The 19,569-nt window shown below is 42.4% G+C and carries 13 protein-coding genes; 1 reads left to right on the forward strand and 12 read right to left on the reverse strand.

What is annotated here, in order from left to right; translation table 11 throughout:
- From TV75_RS21155 to TV75_RS22515, 4 genes are all read right to left on the reverse strand, one after another.
- Positions 1 to 420 carry a type IV pilus modification PilV family protein gene (locus TV75_RS21155; RefSeq protein WP_052504491.1) on the reverse strand — a complete coding sequence of 140 codons (420 nt, stop codon included), beginning with the start codon at positions 418 to 420 and terminating at the stop codon, positions 1 to 3.
- Between the two features lie 187 nt (positions 421 to 607).
- Positions 608 to 1,729: a sensor histidine kinase gene (locus TV75_RS09410; protein WP_044338450.1), complete on the reverse strand. Its 1,122-nt coding sequence runs from the start codon at positions 1,727 to 1,729 to the stop codon at positions 608 to 610.
- A 188-nt stretch (positions 1,730 to 1,917) separates the two neighbouring features.
- Positions 1,918 to 3,384, reverse strand: a complete 1,467-nt coding sequence (locus tag TV75_RS21160; protein WP_052504492.1) for a cell wall-binding repeat-containing protein — start codon at positions 3,382 to 3,384, stop codon at positions 1,918 to 1,920.
- Positions 3,385 to 3,629: 245 nt separating this feature from the next.
- A complete protein-coding gene (locus tag TV75_RS22515; protein WP_301280422.1) occupies positions 3,630 to 3,755 on the reverse strand; it encodes a hypothetical protein in 126 nt (41 codons plus the stop codon).
- A gap of 474 nt (positions 3,756 to 4,229) precedes the next feature.
- Between TV75_RS22515 and TV75_RS09420 the strand changes: the two genes are divergently transcribed.
- A complete protein-coding gene (locus tag TV75_RS09420) occupies positions 4,230 to 5,882 on the forward strand; it encodes a M4 family metallopeptidase (RefSeq protein WP_044338451.1) in 1,653 nt (550 codons plus the stop codon).
- A gap of 51 nt (positions 5,883 to 5,933) precedes the next feature.
- On the opposite strand, the gene TV75_RS09425 is transcribed toward TV75_RS09420, so the two are convergent.
- From TV75_RS09425 to TV75_RS09465, 8 genes are all read right to left on the reverse strand, one after another.
- Positions 5,934 to 8,354 (reverse strand): putative bifunctional diguanylate cyclase/phosphodiesterase, encoded by a 2,421-nt coding sequence (locus tag TV75_RS09425; RefSeq protein WP_052504493.1) that lies wholly within the window; start codon positions 8,352 to 8,354, stop codon positions 5,934 to 5,936.
- 14 nt (positions 8,355 to 8,368) lie between these two features.
- Positions 8,369 to 9,541: a beta-ketoacyl synthase N-terminal-like domain-containing protein gene (locus TV75_RS09430; RefSeq protein WP_052504494.1), complete on the reverse strand. Its 1,173-nt coding sequence runs from the start codon at positions 9,539 to 9,541 to the stop codon at positions 8,369 to 8,371.
- A gap of 227 nt (positions 9,542 to 9,768) precedes the next feature.
- The gene (locus TV75_RS09435) at positions 9,769 to 11,547 is read right to left on the reverse strand and encodes a LamG-like jellyroll fold domain-containing protein (RefSeq protein ID WP_052504495.1); all 1,779 of its coding nucleotides are present in this window, start codon (positions 11,545 to 11,547) and stop codon (positions 9,769 to 9,771) included.
- Between the two features lie 122 nt (positions 11,548 to 11,669).
- On the reverse strand, positions 11,670 to 12,698 hold the full coding sequence (locus TV75_RS09440) for a MupG family TIM beta-alpha barrel fold protein (RefSeq protein WP_044338453.1): 1,029 nt from the start codon (positions 12,696 to 12,698) through the stop codon (positions 11,670 to 11,672).
- Positions 12,695 to 14,053 carry a PTS transporter subunit EIIC gene (locus TV75_RS09445; protein WP_044338454.1) on the reverse strand — a complete coding sequence of 453 codons (1,359 nt, stop codon included), beginning with the start codon at positions 14,051 to 14,053 and terminating at the stop codon, positions 12,695 to 12,697. Before TV75_RS09445 ends, TV75_RS09440 begins: the two co-directional genes overlap by 4 nt.
- A 90-nt stretch (positions 14,054 to 14,143) precedes the next feature.
- Positions 14,144 to 15,046 carry an N-acetylmuramic acid 6-phosphate etherase gene (murQ, locus tag TV75_RS09450; RefSeq protein WP_044338455.1) on the reverse strand — a complete coding sequence of 301 codons (903 nt, stop codon included), beginning with the start codon at positions 15,044 to 15,046 and terminating at the stop codon, positions 14,144 to 14,146.
- 559 nt (positions 15,047 to 15,605) lie between these two features.
- Positions 15,606 to 16,166, reverse strand: a complete 561-nt coding sequence (locus tag TV75_RS09460) for a competence protein ComK (protein ID WP_044338457.1) — start codon at positions 16,164 to 16,166, stop codon at positions 15,606 to 15,608.
- 269 nt (positions 16,167 to 16,435) lie between these two features.
- Complete coding sequence (locus tag TV75_RS09465) at positions 16,436 to 19,516, reverse strand: cell wall-binding repeat-containing protein (protein WP_052504496.1); 3,081 nt, start codon at positions 19,514 to 19,516, stop codon at positions 16,436 to 16,438.
- Positions 19,517 to 19,569: the final 53 nt, after the last annotated feature.

The raw sequence follows: 19,569 nt of genomic DNA on the forward strand, positions 1-19,569 counted from the left end.
TTAGTCATTTATCATCACGTATCCGTAGGTTTCACTTACTATTTTTTGATCTTCAAGCACTTGGATGAGCAATCGATGAGCTTTTGCTGGAGATGGGGATTCTGTTGCATCTAAATCAGAGTGTTTATTGATTGTTACATTCACCTTGAATCCATCGATTGTGGAAGTGAAATACTGATGGTGCGGGTCTGTCCCTTCATTTTTCACGTAATGTGGTGGCGGTGTTTCAAGGCTGCCCCGTTCTTTCCACAGAGCAAGCTCTCCCCTGGCCACGTTCACAGCCTTCATTTTCTCGCCATTATATGCGTTCATCCTGCCCATCTGTGGAAAGAAATTTACAATCGTCAAGAGAACGATCGATAAGATCACCATCGACAGGAGCACTTCTAGTAACGTCATCCCTTTTTCATTTTGCGTCATGATCTTATCCAACCTCCCCTTAAGATGATTATATTTTCCTATATCGATTATACCATTTCCATTCTACTAATCACTCGATCATTTGCTAAAATCAACCAAAAAATCGATGCCAATCTATCGGTGCCAGGCACCAACATCATGTTTGGTGCCTGGCACCGATAGATGGCACCGATAGACCGGTATTCTTTTAGATAACCAGATTGGATCCTACAGGAATACCGATCGTAAACGTCGTCCATTCGTCGTTTGATTGACAACGAATTTCACCGCCATGCTTCTCGATCAGCTTTTTACAGATATATAGACCGATTCCGGTTCCAAGATCTTTCGTCGTGTAAAAAGGTTCAAAGATGGCTTCGATGGTCTCCTCTTTAATCCGTGGCCCATTGTTGGAGATTTCCAGTTTTGTCTTGCCTGCTTCTTCTTGGCAGCAAACGGTGATCTGACGGTGCCCTTCCACTTCTTGAAGGGCGTCAATCGAGTTCATGATGAGGTTAAGAAAAACCTGTCTAAGCTCATCCCTGTTCCCCAATATCTTTATGGTCGTATCACACTTAAAGTCAATGGATACATCACCATCCAGAAGGCTGGGATACAGGAATTCAATGGTTTCTTCCAGGTGGTCGGAAAGGACGATTTCTTCTCTCGTACTATCAATTAAATCCTTTCTCGACACATGGAGGAATTGAGAGATGCGGTAATTCAATTGCTCAAGCTCATGCTGCATAATATCCAGATAAGGTAAGTCGGGATAACCGTTCTGCAAGAGCTTGGTGAACCCGATGATGGAAGTGAGTGGATTTCTGAATTCATGGACAAAGCTCGAGCTCATCTGGCCCAGGATCGTCAGCCTTTCTTTATGGGTCTGATCAATATACAACTCTTTTTCGTGGAGCTGCTGCTCTTTGATTTCCGTATATTTTCTGACGGCCAAGTAGGAAAAACGGTCGAATAACGCATTGATCTCTTCAAAAATGGGCTGTAATTCCCGGAGCTCGATCCCTGAGTTGCTGACCCATTTTATAATGATGCTTTTTCCTATATTCACGTTGTACACAAACTCACTGATATTGACGTTTGCGTTGACCCGTTCCAGTGCGGTCTTGTGTGCAAGATAAGTGATTTCTTCTTCAGTGAGGGGCTTCTCAATCGCACGTTTCACTAATTCAAACATTTTCACCCCATTTTTCAACACTTCTTCTTTATATAAATCGTTTTCTGAAATAACGATGTCTTTTAGCCAATTATGTAAAAATTCCTCTGAATGGTCTTCCAGGAATTGTATCAGCATGGTTGAAGCACTAGTCATTGAATGGCAGTCCCTTCATTCCGTTTATTGTCAAAATATTCGTTGATATCATCATAACAGAAAAAGAGGGATAGGATGATAGTCATTTGGTATTTTATTAGTTGGGGAATACTTGAAACAGCTGAAAATAAAATAAGACCAATTTCCGCCCCAGGCGTGATCATTGGTCTTTCTATCATGTTGATAACCTAGAGGCCGCTGAGCTCTTCTACAACTTTTTGAGAAACAGCACCTTCTCCCCCAAGTACAGTATAGTACCACGTTCCATTTTCTGAAATATACTTCCGTACAGGGTCGGGAACCTTATTTTTTTCTACCAGGATGATAGGTTCGTAGTATTTGGCAGCGAGTACAGAACCAGTCAGTGCATCGGCGAAGTTTTGACCGGTGGCAACGGTGATGATATCTCCCGGCATTTCAAGCTGTGTGGCGATGTTGACCGATGTTTCGTATCTGTTGGCACCTGAAATCCGTACAGGATTCTTTTTAGCAAGTTGCTTTTGGACTCCCTCCGAAATGGCTGATTTTCCTCCTACGATGATTGTGTCCGTGACATTTTTCAGAGCTTCCTTTGTTTCATCTGCTAATTCATTAGTAGGACTTAACAGGATCGGTATCCCACTTGAGGCAGCAAATGGTGCTATGGATAAAGCATCAGGGAAATTGCCTCCGTAGGCAATGATTGCCTGATCGTAATACCCTAATTCTTTTGCAATATTGGCCGCTGTCTCATATCGTGTTTTCCCGCCGATCCGGCGGACGTCCAAGCCGTTATTCTTTAGGTCCCTTGCAACATCAGCTGATATTGCACCCTCTCCTCCTAAAATCACAACTTCCTTGGCCCCTAATTCTTTTATTCGTTCTTTTACCTTACCATTTAAACGATCCTTAGGATTTAATAGGATCGGCGCATCTTTTTGGAAAGCGAAGGGGGAACCTGCCAAAGCGTCAGGGAATGTGGTAGCCCTTGCTAAAACAACTGTTTCGGCCCCGTCTGGCCATCCTACTTTTGAGATTTCAATCGCAGTTTCGTGCCGGTCGTTTCCATAAATCCGATACACATTATCCACGGTTTCTTCTCCAGTGAATGCGGTCAACCCATATACTCCATCCCCGCCAAACACATTCAGGTCAGTGGCTGCAAGATAATACGACCCAGGAGGTAATGAATAATAAATCTGGAGATTATCGCTTCCATCTTCCAGCCATTCATCAGGATAAACAGGCTCGCCTTCCGGGGTGAAAAGCAAATACCCAAGATCATTGAGAGTCGTCAATGTCGAGCCGTAAATATACGTATCCTGCGTTTCATCAATATTCAAACTATAAAAATCCAAGTCCTCCGCCCACCAAAAGGTGCCGAGTACGATGTCGTCGAGGCGGATGTAGTCAGCCTGGTAAGGATAATCATTGGGTTCCTGTTCATACACTTCACCCATCAACCTCATTTCATCGGATTTCTTTAATCCTTTCATCCTTTCTTTCAGCCTGGTGAAGGTTGAGTCATCAAGTGTCGTAGACGATTGTTTCTTTGAGAGAGAGTCAATTTCTTTCTTAATGGATGGGTGCTCAAACGGTCCTGCGGCAAGCGACGGTGAAACACTAAAACAGAAGATCAATAGAAATACAAATAAACCGGTACTGATTTTCTTCATGGTCCCAGCCCCTTCGAATTAAAAATGTATGTAATGCCCAACATTAAGTTGGTTTACAAACTTATTTTATTTGAAAAAGTTGAATTCTAGACGTGAAAATGTGGTTCTATTATTTTCTTATAATGGTTAAGTGGAAAAGGGAATAGTTAAAATACGAGATTTCTTAGAAAGTGAGGTTAGAAAAAGAAAAGCAGTTGGGAATGTAAGGATGGAAATATCGAAAATTAAAATATCAAACTATGTCTTTAGAAAATACGTTTTCTTGGTTTGCTTAAAAACTTCATAAATACCCGTTTTTCTTCGGTTTTAAAGATTTTTATCCCTACTAATTTTAATGGTGTCCATATTTCTTTCATATAATATCCAGACATTATCATTCCTCCTAACACAGCAATTTGTTAACATATATTTCCTATACTTCTATTATAGATTAAATTTCAGAATAGTCTATAAATTAAGAAAGGCTACTTATCGACAACTTTTTCAGATGAGTGCACTACTATTATAGAGTTTATTAAACCCACGGCTAATCATATTATTATAGTATGGTTTATCCCTCTGCATAATTCTAATTACCCAAAAAACCACCATTTATAACCTTTTACTATTTAAATAATCTCTCCCATTATTCTTTCGCTTTCGACAATAACTAGTCCTTATTTATTACTTCGAAACCCGAAATGAATGAAAGAGAATGGTGTATCGCTCTAATTTACCTATAGATCACTCCTTCTCCCACCAATAAATACCCATTTATTCAGACTATTAAGATAATAATAATGAATCATGTAATTATTTTCCTCCCTCTCTATACTTGTACATAAGCTATTAAAGGAGGAAATAATTTGAAGAAAATACTAATAACACCAATTATCCTTTCTACTTCTCTCTTTTCTGCCGCCCTTCCGTCCGGTGATGCCCTTGCCGTCCAACCCCAGGAACACGCAGTAAATGCAGCCTCTAAAGAATGGAATGACAATGCCAATGTCCCGCTTTTTGTAAAAGAAAAGCAGGCCGTCAAACGTCTTGCCGCCAATTCCAATGATGCTCTTAACTATCTGGATCAGCATAAAAGTAAAATTCGAATGAAGAATCCCAAAGCCAGTTTGAAAGTAAAGGAATCAAAGAAAGATGAGCTGGGGATGACCCACGTCCGCTTCCATCAAACAAAAAATGGACTGCCTGTTGAGGGATCTGAGATCATTGTTCACTATAACCAAAACATTGAAATTACAGCCGTGAATGGTTCTTACAATGAACAGGTGGAAACGAGTGAACTGAATACATCTACACTCGTTACCAGTGAAAAAGCGGTAGAAGTTGCGAAATCCTCTGTTCATGCTCCTGAAAAAACAGAATACACCCCTACATCGGAACTCGTGATCTACCCGTTTGAAGGAAAGAATCATGTCGCCTACAAAGTGAATGTGAATTTTTTAGGAGAAGAGCCTGGAAACTGGTTAGTTTTCGTTGATGCGAAAAGTGGAAAAGTGGTTGATCAATATAATGGGATCATGCATTCAGAAGAGATCAAAACCCAAACAGGAGCCGGGACCGGTGTACTAGGGGAACATCGCCTTTTACATATTTCTCAAGTAAAGGAACCGCATTCAGGCACCGAATTCCAGATGGCGGATTATAGTCATGAGGATTTGGAGGGGATTTTAACATACGATTATCCTTCAAGAGAGGTTTTCTCCAATAAAGATGCTTCATTTAAATCGGATTACGATCGTCCTGCCGTGGACGCCCATTATAACTCAGAGAAGGTGTATGAATATTATCTGAACGAACATGACCGAAATTCACTTGATGATGAAGGAATGGCGATCATTTCGTATGTTCATTTTGGTACAAATTATAACAACGCCTTCTGGAACGGACGACAAATGACGTATGGTGACGGAGATGGAGAATTCATGATTCCATTATCTGCCGGTCTTGACGTGGCCGCCCATGAAATGACTCATGGGGTCATTTCCAACTCGGCAAATCTTCTTTACCGTTTTCAATCAGGGGCGCTGAATGAAGCTTACGCAGATATTTTCGGTGCATTGATCGATGACAAAAACTGGGAGCTCGGCGAAGACATCATGGCACCGGCTGCCAAAGCAGAGGGCAGGGAATCTCTTCGCAGCTTAAGTGACCCAAGCAAGTACCCGGTAGGAGCAAAATATGTAGAATACGGCAATGGTGAAGGCAAATATCCATCGCATATGGATGAATTTTATGATCTTCCCCTTTCCCTCGACAACGGTGGAGTTCATATAAACTCCTCCATCATCAATCATGCCGCCTACCTGACGGCTCAGGATATCGGTCGTGAGAAGCTTGGGAAAATTTATTACCGGGCATTGACGGTTTATTTAACGCCTACGTCTGATTTCAGTGCTGCCCGTCAAGCAATCATTCAATCAGCTGTGGATTTGTATGGTGAAGACAGTCAAGAGGCGGAAGCTGCGGCCGGTGGCTTTGATTCTGTGGGGATTTTGGAATAAAATACGATATTAAAAAAGCATGAAGAATCATTCTTCATGCTTTTTTTATTCTCATAACCATTCAGGTAAAGAATTTTCCTTAAATACATTTTTTTCAAACTCCTCAGGAGGCATTGGGTGACCAATCCCATATCCTTGTACCATATCACAATTACTACTTTTCAAAAAATGGTATTCTTCCCGACTTTCCACTCCTTCTGCGGTTACGTTCAAGTGAAGATGTTTTGCCATGGAAATTGTGCTTTTTACAATGGCTTGATGATCTTGATGAGAAGTTATTCCTCTAATGAAGGAACGATCGATCTTTAACGTATCTAAGGGATATTTTTTTAAGTAACTTAGAGATGAATAGCCCGTTCCAAAGTCATCCATAGATAAACTTACTCCTAAACCCTTTAATTCCTGTAGTTTAGAAATCATTACTTCCTGATCACACATAGCAATGCTTTCTGTTACTTCAAAATCGATGTAAGCTGGTTTAATATTGTATTTCTTGATACTTTCTTCCACTTTTCCAACAAATGATTTGTCCATAAGTTGTCTGATCGAAATATTAACGCTTACTTTCAATTCTTTATATCCCGCCTCTTTCCATTGCTGAATTTGTTTCAAAGCATGATCGATTACCCATTGTCCAATAGGGATAATCAGCCCGGTTTCTTCAGCTATTGAAATGAATTCAACTGGTGATACATTACCTAAGGTTTTACTTTTCCAACGTATGAGCGCTTCCATTCCACATATCGATCCTGTCTTAACGTTTAAGAATGGCTGGTAAACAAGGTGAAATTCTTCCTTATCCAAGGCACTGCGTAATTCTTTCTCAATAACCATTTTCCTATAAAACTGTTGATTCATTTCTTTGGTGAATAATTGAAAGCTGTTCTTTTCTCTATCTTTAACATAGTACATTGCTGTATCAGCATTTTTCATTAACGTTTTTGCATCCTGACCATCTTCGGGATACATGCTGATTCCGATACTCGGGGTAATATAGAATTCTTGACCCTTGATTACAAACTCTTCGCTAAATTGCTCAATAAGAAGCTTGGCTGTTTCAGTTGCTTTTCCTCTTGAAAAATCAGGAAACAGGAAAGTGAATTCATCGCCTCCCTGTCGATAGACTTTTGCATTAGACAGCTGGTTTATCTCAAGAAATTTCTCTAATCGTCTTGAAACTTCTATTAATAGTAAATCTCCAAAATCATGTCCCAACGTATCATTAATATATTTGAACCGGTCTAAATCAATCAACATGATAGCAGCACTGATGTTATGAGTAGTGTGATCCATTAATACCGTTGTTAAATCCTCATTGAACAGCCTTCTGTTCGGTAAGCCTGTTAAAACGTCATGATTTGCTTGATGAATGAGCTCATCTTCATGCCGCTTTCGCTGAGTAATATCTGTTGATACCCCTAACAAAATGGTATCGTCTCCACTTACGATCGGAATTTTCGTCGTCTGCAGCCACATAACATTTCCGTCTTTATTAATAAACTCTTCCTCGGGGATGGAAACACCTTTTAACTCAGAAAGGATCGCTTTATCATTATGAAAAGTATTGTTAGCCATTTCTTTATCAAGTTGCACATCAAAGTCCGTTTTCCCAATCATTTCTTCTTTGGTTAAACCATAAAGCCCTGCGTAGGAGCCATTCACTAGAGAATAACGTCCATCTTTATCTTTTGCATATATGTAATTGGGATTTAAATCAATGACCGTCCTTAGGAAAAGGCGTTGTTCATCAAGCTGTTTGTTCATATCTCTAACAATTGCAACATGCATTCGGTTCGAAAGAATTAAAATTGATATGGCAAACACCATGACTGAAATGGCACTGGGAAGCAATCTGGATTCAGGAAACATATTTAAAATCCCTATTCCATACCCAACAGCTGTCGAGAGAAGAAAATGAAACAAAAATGACCGCAAAGCTGAATGATGTATTCTTGTAGAAATAAAGAATGATAGGATCATACTTAATCCAAATAAAAACACATTGGTATGAAAGACCCATGATAATTCCCCATATATAGGGAAATAGAATTCAAAGGACCCCTTTGGTTTGATTAGAATCAATTTATCAATTCCATGCTTACTCCATCCTACTAAGTAAACAATAAAACTCCAGATATAAAAGAAAAGAACGCTATATTTATTCATCACAAAACGCCATTTACTTCTTTTAAAGTTTGGAAACTCTTCTTGATAAATCGTGTATGCCACATAATACAACGTTGGAGATACTAGAATGGACCCTATCCTAAATAACCTGAAATATAGATCGATGGTTTCCTGGGATAATACTCCATAAGCAAACAATAAAGCTACATCCACCTGCCAGAAAGAAGCTAATAGAAGAAAAAGAAATAAGACTTTAGAAAGTTTACTTTTCTTGAACAATAAAAGAACAGTAATCCCAATACTAAATGGAATAAGGGCAACTAGTAGCGAAAAAATAAAAAACATAAGAAGTAACCCCCCTATTTACTTACGATGACACAAGCGTTATTGCCACTATTTCCATGAGTGGTAATACTTACAGCTCTTACTGGTTGATAGATGGTTTGATACACAATAGGTAAGTCTTCGAATCCCTTCCCTTCTGTCTTTATAGTAGGAGGGATGAACCCATATTCTATTGAAAGTAAAGCAGCAATCATTTGTATGGCACCCATCGCCGCAAAGGAGTGACCCGTCATTCCTTTAATGGAGGTTAGAGGGACTATGTCATCAAATAATTTTTTATGTATGAACCCTTCAATTCGGTCATTGGCTTTAAGTCCTAGAGCTTGACTATTCACATAGCAAGGAACTCTATTACCTAGCGTTTCTTTATAAACCGAAAGCATCTCTTCACCCGTTTCATCGGAATGCAATATAGGCCTGCCTTCATTCCTTGAGCACACTTTTTGAACTCTTCCATAAATTGTATTACCACGCTGTAGCGCTTTCTCTTCAGTCTCTAATATCATAATCCCTGCACCTTCCGAAAGAACAAAACCTTGATGATCTGATGAAAAAGGGACGCCTGTTTCATTAATAGATACATCGGAAGTAATGGCCCTGGTCTTAAGAAACCCATTGATACTCCATTGTCCAAGTGGTGCATCTGTCCCCCCGACTATACAAGCATCAACTTGTCCGGCTTCCAATAAGAGTTTTGCCAATAGAACCGCATCTAAACTTGCCGTGCAACCTGTCGTTATGGTGAACGTTGGACCTCTTGTGCCTATATGTTCCGCCACAGTAGCTGATAATGTATGTGAATCAACAAGGGAAACGCCATGCAATGGATACTTTTTCAAATTCAGTGCTACCGATGAATAGTGTTCTACTTCTAGAATAGCTCCAGCTGAAGTTCCAATAATGACAGCTATTCTATGGGGGTCATATGATAAATCTGCCATTTCGACTGCATCATTCGCAGCAGCTAATGCCATCCTTGTCGACCGGGGATATCTAGTATAATTTCTCTCTCTCAACATCCCAAAATCATCTTCTATCACCCCAGCAATAACGCTGGATTGATTCTTTCCTCTACCTTCAAGAACGGAATGAGTACATATGCCGTTCTCCAGAATTCTCTGAAAATCTTCTTTGCTTACAGCACCTGGAGTCTTAATTCCGTAACCAGTTATCACAATGTTGTCCACTGAAATCATCCTTAAAATTAGTAGAAGACGCCTTACCACACTACGTTATAATGCTTATTATATATGAGTTAACTGGCCATAATCTATCATTTTTCGACAATTCTTTAGGCATATCGTTTCATTTTTTAAGAAAGATGAAACGGTTGAAAATTCAGAATCCCTTAATAGCATGAAGACACTTTCTTCATGCTATTAAAGGATTTTTTTACTTTTCCGAAATAAACTATTCACTCCGCGAAATCAAACCGCTCTTCAAAATCAAAAGGGATCTCGAATTGATCCCGTACCCCCGTCAAATACGCCACATCAAAAAACGTTTTCTGCGGCCTCGGCAGTTTATCCACCCATGGGGAGTAGGTCTTAAACGAGATCGTCCCGTCTGCTTCATCGAATTCCGCAAACCTCATCCAGCCATTGCCCCCGTGATAACTTGATTGGTAGTCGACAAGCACTTGTAAAACGGGATTACCTGCTGCATTTTGTTTCACTCTGTGTGTGGAGCCATGGTGATGGCCATTGACCGTCATGAATACCTGGTTAAAAGGATGGACCAGTTCATCCCAGGCAAGTGTCCCCCTCTCTGTCTCAATGGGAGTGACTCCATCTATGTTGAGGATTTGATGAGAAAGAAGGATGGTCGGTGTTTTGGGATGTGCTCTTAGAACCTTTTTTGCCCAAGGAATGTCCTCCTTCATATGTTCCATGTCGAGGGTTAGGAATAAGTAATGATAGCTTCCCGCTTTAATGATGGAATACGAACTATATCCAGTAGGAGAAGCCCCTTTAAAATACGGTTTGTCCTTAAAACGACCTGACCCATAATATTTAAGATAGGGATCTCCTTTACCGTAGTCATGATTCCCGGCAATCGTCACATACGGTGCCTTTCCCTGGTCGAGGAGACCGACGCTTGTAGACGAGTGGACCCATTCCTCCAACGAATCGCTTTGATCGACCATGTCTCCTAAAAAAGCGGTCATGGCAATATTCAATTTTTCATATTTCTTAGAAATCCATCTCATTTGTTCTTTGAAAATTTCTGGTTTAGAGCGTACCGTTTTTTGAGGATCAGGGACAAAAAGAAAGGAATAGTTTTTCTTTTTCGTTCGTAAGGATTGATAATTGTTGGACCCGTTTTTGACGTGGTCACCCGCCTTTAGTTGGATAAGCCATTCTTCTTGTGGAAGAGGTCGATCGGCGATACGTATTTCCTGTAAATTCCCTGCAAACAAGGCATCTGCTTTGTTGTCTTTTTCTGATGCCCCGATATTCCATCCCTTTCCTTTTGCAACATCCATTCCGAATATTTCAGCGTCAGTGGAGTGCCTGAAGTCGGTCACTCCATTTATATAGATGCTTGAATGTTTCCCATCATTGACGACTGCTACATGATACCAGTCTTCTACACTATCAAGAGCTGGGGACCAATCCGTCTCGCTGCGTTGAAGATTTAATGGATGACTGGCCCACTGGACTTGTTTAAAATCGGATACAGATAAGGTGGAGCGTCCGCCCCCCCTTGACATAATGCCCATTCCACCGTGATCTTTAGGCGAGAACTGTTTCGGCAGTTTGAATAATACCTCGATGGTATATCCGTTTTTAAAGCGATTATGATTCAAAGGGGCATCCTTGTCGGTTTGAAAATATTGACCTCCAGCATCACTTTTTTTGTGATGAAACTGCAGGGTCTCCACCTCATCCTTTTGTTCGTAATCTTCTTCAGACCAGCGGATGGAAGGAATCTTTTGATTGGAGTCTTCCAAGTTGATCAACTGGAGGTGATTCGCGTTCCCACTTACATCCCTCATCACCAGATCCTTCCCGGTGATGGTTCCTGATTGGATATAATCCTTCGAGAAGATCCAATGGGCGGCGATGTCTGTAAAAGGACCTCTCTCTTCCATGTCCCGTCCGGAAATGACAGGAGGGAACAACACCCAAAGCAGAACCATCAAACCAGCCAGTCCCGAAATCAATAGCAGGTGTTTCTTGTCTAATCTCAATGTCGTCCCTCCTTTACAAGCGTTTTCTAGTTAGTATGAACCGTGTCGGATAGAAGATGTATCATACTGAAACAAAAAAAAATCTCCTAATGAATCATCATTAGAAGATTTTTTCGGGCACTTCAATCACTGAGGTCCGTCCCTCTCGTCAACCGGATTTTTTGACCAGGATCCATTAATTCCAATAGATCAAGGTCTTTCTCGCTAATCCTCCCGATCACGTTCACGGCAGGGTTTTTCTCCAGGTCATTTCGGACGATTTGCATTTCTCCTTTATAGCGTCCGTACAGATCGTTGTCCTGGGTGATGGTCCCCCGCGGTCTTTCCACGGTATTTGAAGGGGGAACATCCTGACTCTTCCTTGTATCCAGGAGCCGATACACGTCTCTTCCCGGATCTGGCCTGAGCTGATATTCTCCCTCCATTTCACCGAGGCCGTCATACGAAAGCTCCATAACATTTTCTTGATCATGATCCACTAGCTTACGAAGTAGTTCCTGCGACCATTCGGGATCGCCTATAAATACACCTTGAACACCCAAATGCCTCAATTGTATGGCACTCGTATAAGGGTTTCGATCACGGTGATCCTCCAAAGTTGGGAGACCCTTGTATAACGGTCCTCTTTTTCCCTCGTCCCCCGGGATAAAGGCATAAACCGGAATATCTAAAGCTCCAAACAGTCTTTGCTGCCTCATAAAGTAATCCTGATCCAATCCCGTCTCAGGCTTGGGGTAGAAGTTATGCCAAGCAATCATGTTTCTTGTTTCCAGTCCACTCGAGGTCCACTCTAGAAGCTCCCTCTCCCCAACAGTACTGGCATTGATGGCAATCTGAAAATGGCGTGATAAATCAACCAGCTCCTCTGCCGTAAACCCATCATCCAAACGCAGTGCAGACACACCTAATTCCTTTAACTCTTCCAAATGGCTCAACCCTAAAAAGGAGGGCGTGTTCTTCGATACGTCAGCAAACACTTCAAACCCTTCCCTTTTGAAAATGGATAAAAGGTGACGGACATGCTCGCTGCTATACGCCGACTCTTCAGGAATGTGAAGTGAGGTGAACGCAAGCTTGATACCCAATGAAGAAGCGCGAAGAATGCTCTCTTCGGCTCCTTCGTCGGATAAATAAACGGAGATTCCGATCATTCGAACTCACTCGCCATTTCGTCTTTAAAGCCAACAAGATACGTGATGGCAAAACCTGCTGCATAGGCAATTAACAATCCGATCGTGTAGTAAAGGATCTCTCCTGCATTCACAAGGAAAATCAGCGGCAATCCTGATACCCCGATCGCAAACGTCGCGACATCAAAGTACGCTTGGAATGCTCCGCCGAAACCGGCACCTATACAAGCTGTCAGGAATGGTCGGCCGAGTGGTAACGTCACACCGAAGATAAGCGGTTCACCGATTCCAAGCATCCCTGCCGGAAGAGCTCCGCCAATCGCTCTCTTCAACTTCTTCTTCTTCGTTTTCATAAAAATCGCGAAAGCTGCTCCTACCTGTCCTGCTCCACCCATTGCAAGGATCGGAAGAAGAGGGTCGTCCCCGATTGTGTTGATCAGTTCCAGGTGAACCGGTGTCAGTCCTTGATGCAATCCTGTTACGACTAGCGGCAGGAAGGTGGCACCGAGGACGAATCCAGCGACCAATCCACCCATTTCAATCAATGAAAGAAGTCCGTTCGTAATTAAATCTGAAATGAATCCACCTACCGGCATGAATACCGTGTATGTCAATAATCCTGTGACAAGTAACGCAATGGTCGGTGTCACGATAATGTCCACAGCCTGCGGAATCACTTTGCGTACATTTTTCTCAACGAACGCCATGAAAATCGCTGCAATCAATACTCCGATCAGTCCGCCCCGGCCTGGAAGCAGATTTTCACCAAATAGCGTAACATCACCAATGGCCGGGTTGATAATCAGAATACCCGCCAAACCACCAAGTGCTGCAGATCCACCGAACTCCTTCGCCGCATTCATCCCGACAAGGATACCAAGATAGCCGAATAACCCGCTTCCGATGATGGATAGCATCATCACAAGCTGTGACTCACCATTCAGCCAGCCGGCTTGAACGAAGAACTTCGTAAACCCAGTGATAAGTCCTGACGCAATCAACGCAGGAATCAGAGGGATGAAGATATTTGCCACTCGTCTCAGCAGTAATTTAAACGGTGTGCTGTTCTTCTTTTTCAAATCAGCCTTTTGCTCAGCAGCTCGGGCTTTCAGATCAAGATCACCTGATCCGGATGCAACCAACTTCCCGAATACTTCTGTTACTTTATTGACCTTACCCGGCCCTAAAATGACCTGGTATGTTTCGTCTTCTACAAAGCCCAGTACTCCTTCGATCTTCTTGATGTTGGCTTTTTGCACAAGATCTTCGTTATACACTTTCACTCTCAGTCTGGTCATACAATTTTCATAGCTTGCTATATTGTCAGCACCGCCAAACTGCTCTAAAATGATGCCGGCCAATTCTTGATTCGTCATTGTTCACCTTCCCCTTTCAAGTTTGCTTTGTATTCCTTTTCCCTTCTATTTCTATGAAGGGTCCTGGACAGGTACCCCTGTACAAAAAGCCTATTTTTCAATGGCTAAACGAACATAACCATTGGCATCTTCCAGTCGGCTCTTCGCTTCTTCATATCCACAGCCGAGGGTGATCATCACAATGGATGGTTTCACTTCGTTGTTCGCTTTCTTCAATGTGGATGCCGCCGTTTCTCTATCTGCACCTGTGATACTCTCAATGATTCCGATCGCCCGCTGCTCCAGTTTATAGTTACTGATATTCACATCGACCATCAGATTCCCATAAGCCTTTCCAAGCTTGATCATGGCCGCTGTCGAAATCATGTTGAGGACCATTTTCTGTGCAGTTCCGGCTTTTAATCGAGTGGATCCGGTCAAGGCTTCGGGTCCGGCATCCACTTCAATTGCATGCTTTGCTTCAGCAGAAATTTTCGAGCCAGTATTACAAGACAGGGCAACGGTTGTCGCACCAAGTTCCCTTGCATATCTTAGACCACCGATGACATACGGCGTACGTCCGCTCGCAGCAATCCCTACGACCGTGTCAGCCTCGGTCAGTCCGATTTCTTTCAGATCGGATACACCCAGCTCCTCATCGTCCTCTGCTCCTTCAACCGCTTTGACGAATGCTTTCTCCCCGCCTGCAATCAATCCGACAACGACATCACTGCTCACACTGAAAGTCGGCGGACATTCCACCGCGTCAAGCACGCCCAGCCTGCCACTTGTACCTGCACCGATATAGATCAATCTCCCGCCTTGAGAGATGGATTTCACAACATCATCCACTACTTTTTCGACTTGAGGAATCACTTCTTGAACGACCGAAGCGACCTTCTGATCTTCCTCGTTCATCATGCGGAGAATCTCGCCTGTACTGGCTGTATCGATCCCCAGCGTATTTTGATTCACCTTCTCTGTTGATAATTCAAAAAATTTATCTTCTTTCATAAGTCATTCCTCCCAGAAAATCTGAATGCGTTTTCATTACTTATATTAATATCACTTTTAAAATAATATTTCAATTGTAATTTTAAATATATGAAATTTTATTTTAAAATAGACCAATGTTTTTTGTGGAAAGGGAGGATAAGTTTGGTTGTTTAACAGAAGAAAGTGCTGGTTGATTTCCGCTCCAGGTGCTCGCTTTCCGCGGGGCGTGAGTTGAGCCTCCTCAGGCTTTGCCTTCCGGGGTCTCAACTTTCCCGCTATTCCCGCAGGAGTCGAGCACCTTCCGCTCCAATCAACTATCCCGGCATAAAGTTTTCTAAAAACCAAGATAAATGAATGTGCAAAATACAACCTCCAAAAGAAGGCAGTTATTTTCTTCAAACTAGAAAATCATATTTCCTTATACTATTTTTTATTCTGCTGGAAGAACTTGTTTTCCATGACAAAACAGTTTCTTTATGAGCAAAATCAAACGACAAATAGGAGTTGGAACAAGCTTCCTACTCCTGTTTTTTCTTTATTTCATGTTTATCTTACTCTACACTCAGAGGTCCGTCCCTCAAAAATCGATTTGTGGATCATTTGGAATGTCTGCTCCATCCAGTATGCCGGGATGGAATCCTGGAAGATATAGTTCGCTTTCTGTTCTTCTTAAAGCTCTGCGGGATGGGAAGCTGGCGAAGTGGTTCATGGTGGCAGCGGCCCGTTCCCGTTGTTTGGTGATGACTTTCTCGGAACAGTTGATTTCCAACCGCTCTCCATTCGTAAACTGGATGTATGTTTTTCCTTCAGAAGTGGATGATGACTCGATATGCTGGCAGAATAACCAGATGCAATCATAGTGTGTCGGGGCCATGGTAGGTATACAATAGATGAACTCTTGTGGGCAAATCATGAGAGGTGTTTTTCGTAAATACTTGGTGGCATGGCGAACGGCTTTGATCCTGCCGTCATATGTAGACCGGTATGCCATACAGGATTCGTCTAAAATTTCCATGACGGATTTTTTGCTGAACGTCTTTCTCCCTGAGTAGTCATAAATGATCGACCGATGGATCCCATCATAAGCAGGACAAATCGCTACCGTCCTTCGAGTAACCTGCACTTCTAAACCTTTCAATCTAAACACCTTCCTTTTCCTTTTTAATAAAGCCCCTTTTATCAGAATCTTCTTATATATGAGACTTTATTACTATTATATACTAATACCAGAAGATTTCCATTTATATTTGTATATTTTTTGAGAAAAATCTCATAATTTGAGGAAATGGATTATTTCCTGGGAGATAGTGTCGAAGAAAGTGATCAAAAATGAATACTGTTTTGATTAGTAGCAAAAAACCTCCATTCGATACACGAATGCATCAAATGGAGGCTTATTATGATTTGTTATTGTGCCAAAAGTGATTCAACCACCGAATCAGATACGGCTCCTTCTCCACCAAGAATATAATACATATCGGTGACCGGAGCGAACGTAGAAAGGGTATCCATCGTTGTAAACTGTGCCTCTCTCGGATGAGTCAATACGACGGGATTACCTTCTGCAGCTGCCAGTGCAGAACCAGCCAATGCATCTGGGTAGTTCTTGCCTGTTGCGATGAATGGTGTCGTCATGTTCAATTCACCTGCGAAGTAGTGGATGATGCTGCTATTCGTTTCATAACGGTCACTTCCACTTAAACGCTCATAGTTCATGAACTCCTCAGCTACCATTTCCGGGATGGCAGACTCACCACCGATTACGTAGAACTGCTCAAACATGCTCTCTTCCATATAGCTGCGAACAGATTCCGGTGTTCCGCTTTTCTTTGTTAATAATATCGGCATTTCCAGGGAAGCCGCTATCGGGGCAATGGAAAGGGCGTCCGCGAAGCTTTGGCCCGTTGCCACGACTGCTCGATCAGTGAAACCTAACTCTTCAGCGATCTTTACGGATGTTTCATAGCGATCGGCTCCTGAGATGCGTGAAATCGTCTTAACCCCTAAATCCTTCACTTCTTTCTCGACATTGGCCGAAATGACCGATTTCCCTCCGACGAGAACCACCTTTTTCACTTTCAGGCGTTTCAGTTCGTCCTTCACCGACTGAGGAAGGGTTGTAGTATTGGTTAACAATAACGGTGCATTGTGGTGATAAGCAAGAGGTGTGGCGCTTAGTGCATCCGGGTAATTACCCCCTGTTGCAATGACCGCTACATCCGATTGCTCCCAGCCTTTACTTGAAATCTTCACGGCCGTTTCATAACGATCGGCTCCAAAGATCCTCTCCGTGCCGATATTTGCTTGATCGATACCAGTGACGGCACTTAAGGCATCCAATCTTCCCCAGCCGGATACAGTATCATATCCTGGAAGAACCAGTTCTGCTGGGTACGGATACTCATCTTCATAATAATAGCCGTTACCCGGGTTATCCTCTTCGTCGAAGGTAATATCGACAGCTGTTCTTGTTAACACTCTTTCAACTTGAGCCGGTGTTAACGCGGCATCATGGGAAAGCAGCAAACCAGCAACTGCCGCCACGTGAGGAGTGGCCATGGACGTTCCACTCATATAGCTGACGTTTCCATCCGGAACAAGGCTCGGGATATTCGTTCCCGGTGCAACCAGGTCGATCCCGCTTCCAAAGTTTGAGTAGTCAGATACAAGGTCCATATTATTCGTCGCTCCAACAGAAACCACATACTTTGATGAACCAGGGTAAGAAATTTCTTCCATCCCATCATTACCTGTAGCCGCTACAACGGTCACCCCGTGGTCATGAGCATATTTAAGAGCATACTCAATCACACGGCTATATGATCCGCCAAGACTTAAGTTAATGACCTGGGCTCCGTGATCGACTGCATATTTGATCCCGTAAGCGATTTGTTCTGTATCACCGCTTCCGGATGCATCAAGCACTTTAACAGGAAGGATCTTTGTGTGAGGATTGATTCCTGCCATGGAATAGTGATTATTCGCTTCTGCTGCGATGATTCCGGATACATGGGTCCCATGACCGTGATCATCCATTGCATCTGAATTGCGGCCAACAAAATTATAGCCATCATTAGTCAATACAGTACTGCTCAGATCTGCAAGCGTGTGGTCTACGCCCGTATCCACTACAGCAATGACCGTATCTTCAAGATCTTTTTCTTTCAGAAGCTCCTGAAGCTGTTCGTACTGAATATCGGCATCTGGGGTACCGCCGTTGTCCCCATTATTCTTAAGTGACCACTGATAAGGATATTGAGCATCGGAAGACAGAGCTTTATATTGTTGGATTGGTTCAACAAACTCGACTTCAGGCAGCTTTGCAATCTCTTTTGAAGTAGTTTTTAAGGATGCTGTAGAGACTTTACCAGAAGCGTTTCCATCTACTTCTACTACATACATATTTGAGAAGAAAGAATCCTTCGCCTTTAACGGGGAAATGGATTCAACACCCATTGATTTTGTTTTCCCTTGGATACTGGCTGCATCTTTATTATCTTTTAATTTTACGATTAAACGGGTTTCATCACTGGCAGCCTTAATAGGGGAAAGCCCCGCTTTAGCCAAGATGGAAGAAGCCGTTTTATTCGTCAGATTCGAAATTCCGACACTTTTACCTGTGTTTTCAATATTCTCCTGGATAAATGCAGGAGTCGATTCCAGTGCATGGTTGTACAGAGAATTGATCGCATTCTGGTCTTCTTTCGTGATTTTGTAGGAGCTTGCACTGCCATTCGCTGCTACATCGGCAAACAGGTCCTTTAATTGAACAAGATCACGGTAAACACTGTCTCGCAGCGTTTTGCTGAACACCATTTTCGAACTGATGAATGGAGCCGCTTTGTAGTAAAGAGCCGATAAATCCTGACCTTTTTCCGTTTTTGCCAAGACCGTTTCACGAACGGTACGTAAATCTCTTAAGATACTTTTTCCATTTTCCCTTTCTTTCGTGCTTAACTCCGCTGGACATTCCTCTGCGATGGCTTCATCAGAAGGAGGCAGCGTAACACCATCATAGCTGATCGTGTAAGGAGTCACCATATCTTCAAACTCTTCTTCGAACTCTGGATATTCTTCTTCCATACCATAAGACTCGATCTTGATATAATAAGGGCCTACCCAGGAAATCGGGAAGTCGATGATCGCTGGTTCATCTTGATAGGAATAGCTCATATAACGCTCAAAAGCGCGATTATCGATGGCATTTTCCAGACTGGAATAAACCGTCACATTGATTTCTGATTCTGATTGAAGCTTCACTCGTAAATGAGTATAGTCGGTGATTTCCCTTTCAGAAGGATCGACCTTATACCAATGAACATTTTCAGAGACATCGAATTCCCCGTCGACCGGTGTCCCGATCGTCAACGTTCCTTCCTCATTGGGTACACCAGACTCTTCCGCCCCCGCTTCCATCACGGAAAACTGGCTGAAGATCAACGAAAAGACGAAAGCCAAAGCTACGAAACTACGAATCTTCTTTTTCATTAGAACCTCCACTATGTTATAAAATGAACTACAGAATCTATTAAACCACAGAA

Origin of the sequence: Rossellomorea aquimaris, assembly GCF_000935355.1 — a bacterium.
GTDB lineage: Bacteria > Bacillota > Bacilli > Bacillales > Bacillaceae_B > Rossellomorea > Rossellomorea aquimaris_B.

Bases quoted from the DNA above. Each gene is read 5' to 3' on its own strand.
- TV75_RS21160 (WP_052504492.1), bottom strand. From the start codon at position 3,384: ATGAAGAAAATCAGTACCGGTTTATTTGTATTTCTATTGATCTTCTGT.
- TV75_RS22515 (WP_301280422.1), bottom strand. From the start codon at position 3,755: ATGTCTGGATATTATATGAAAGAAATATGGACACCATTAAAATTAGTA.
- TV75_RS09425 (WP_052504493.1), bottom strand. From the start codon at position 8,354: ATGTTTTTTATTTTTTCGCTACTAGTTGCCCTTATTCCATTTAGTATT.
- TV75_RS09440 (WP_044338453.1), bottom strand. From the start codon at position 12,698: ATGATCGGAATCTCCGTTTATTTATCCGACGAAGGAGCCGAAGAGAGC.
- TV75_RS09445 (WP_044338454.1), bottom strand. From the start codon at position 14,053: ATGACGAATCAAGAATTGGCCGGCATCATTTTAGAGCAGTTTGGCGGT.
- murQ (WP_044338455.1), bottom strand. From the start codon at position 15,046: ATGAAAGAAGATAAATTTTTTGAATTATCAACAGAGAAGGTGAATCAA.
- TV75_RS09410 (WP_044338450.1), bottom strand. From the start codon at position 1,729: ATGACTAGTGCTTCAACCATGCTGATACAATTCCTGGAAGACCATTCA.
- TV75_RS09465 (WP_052504496.1), bottom strand. From the start codon at position 19,516: ATGAAAAAGAAGATTCGTAGTTTCGTAGCTTTGGCTTTCGTCTTTTCG.
- TV75_RS21155 (WP_052504491.1), bottom strand. From the start codon at position 420: ATGACGCAAAATGAAAAAGGGATGACGTTACTAGAAGTGCTCCTGTCG.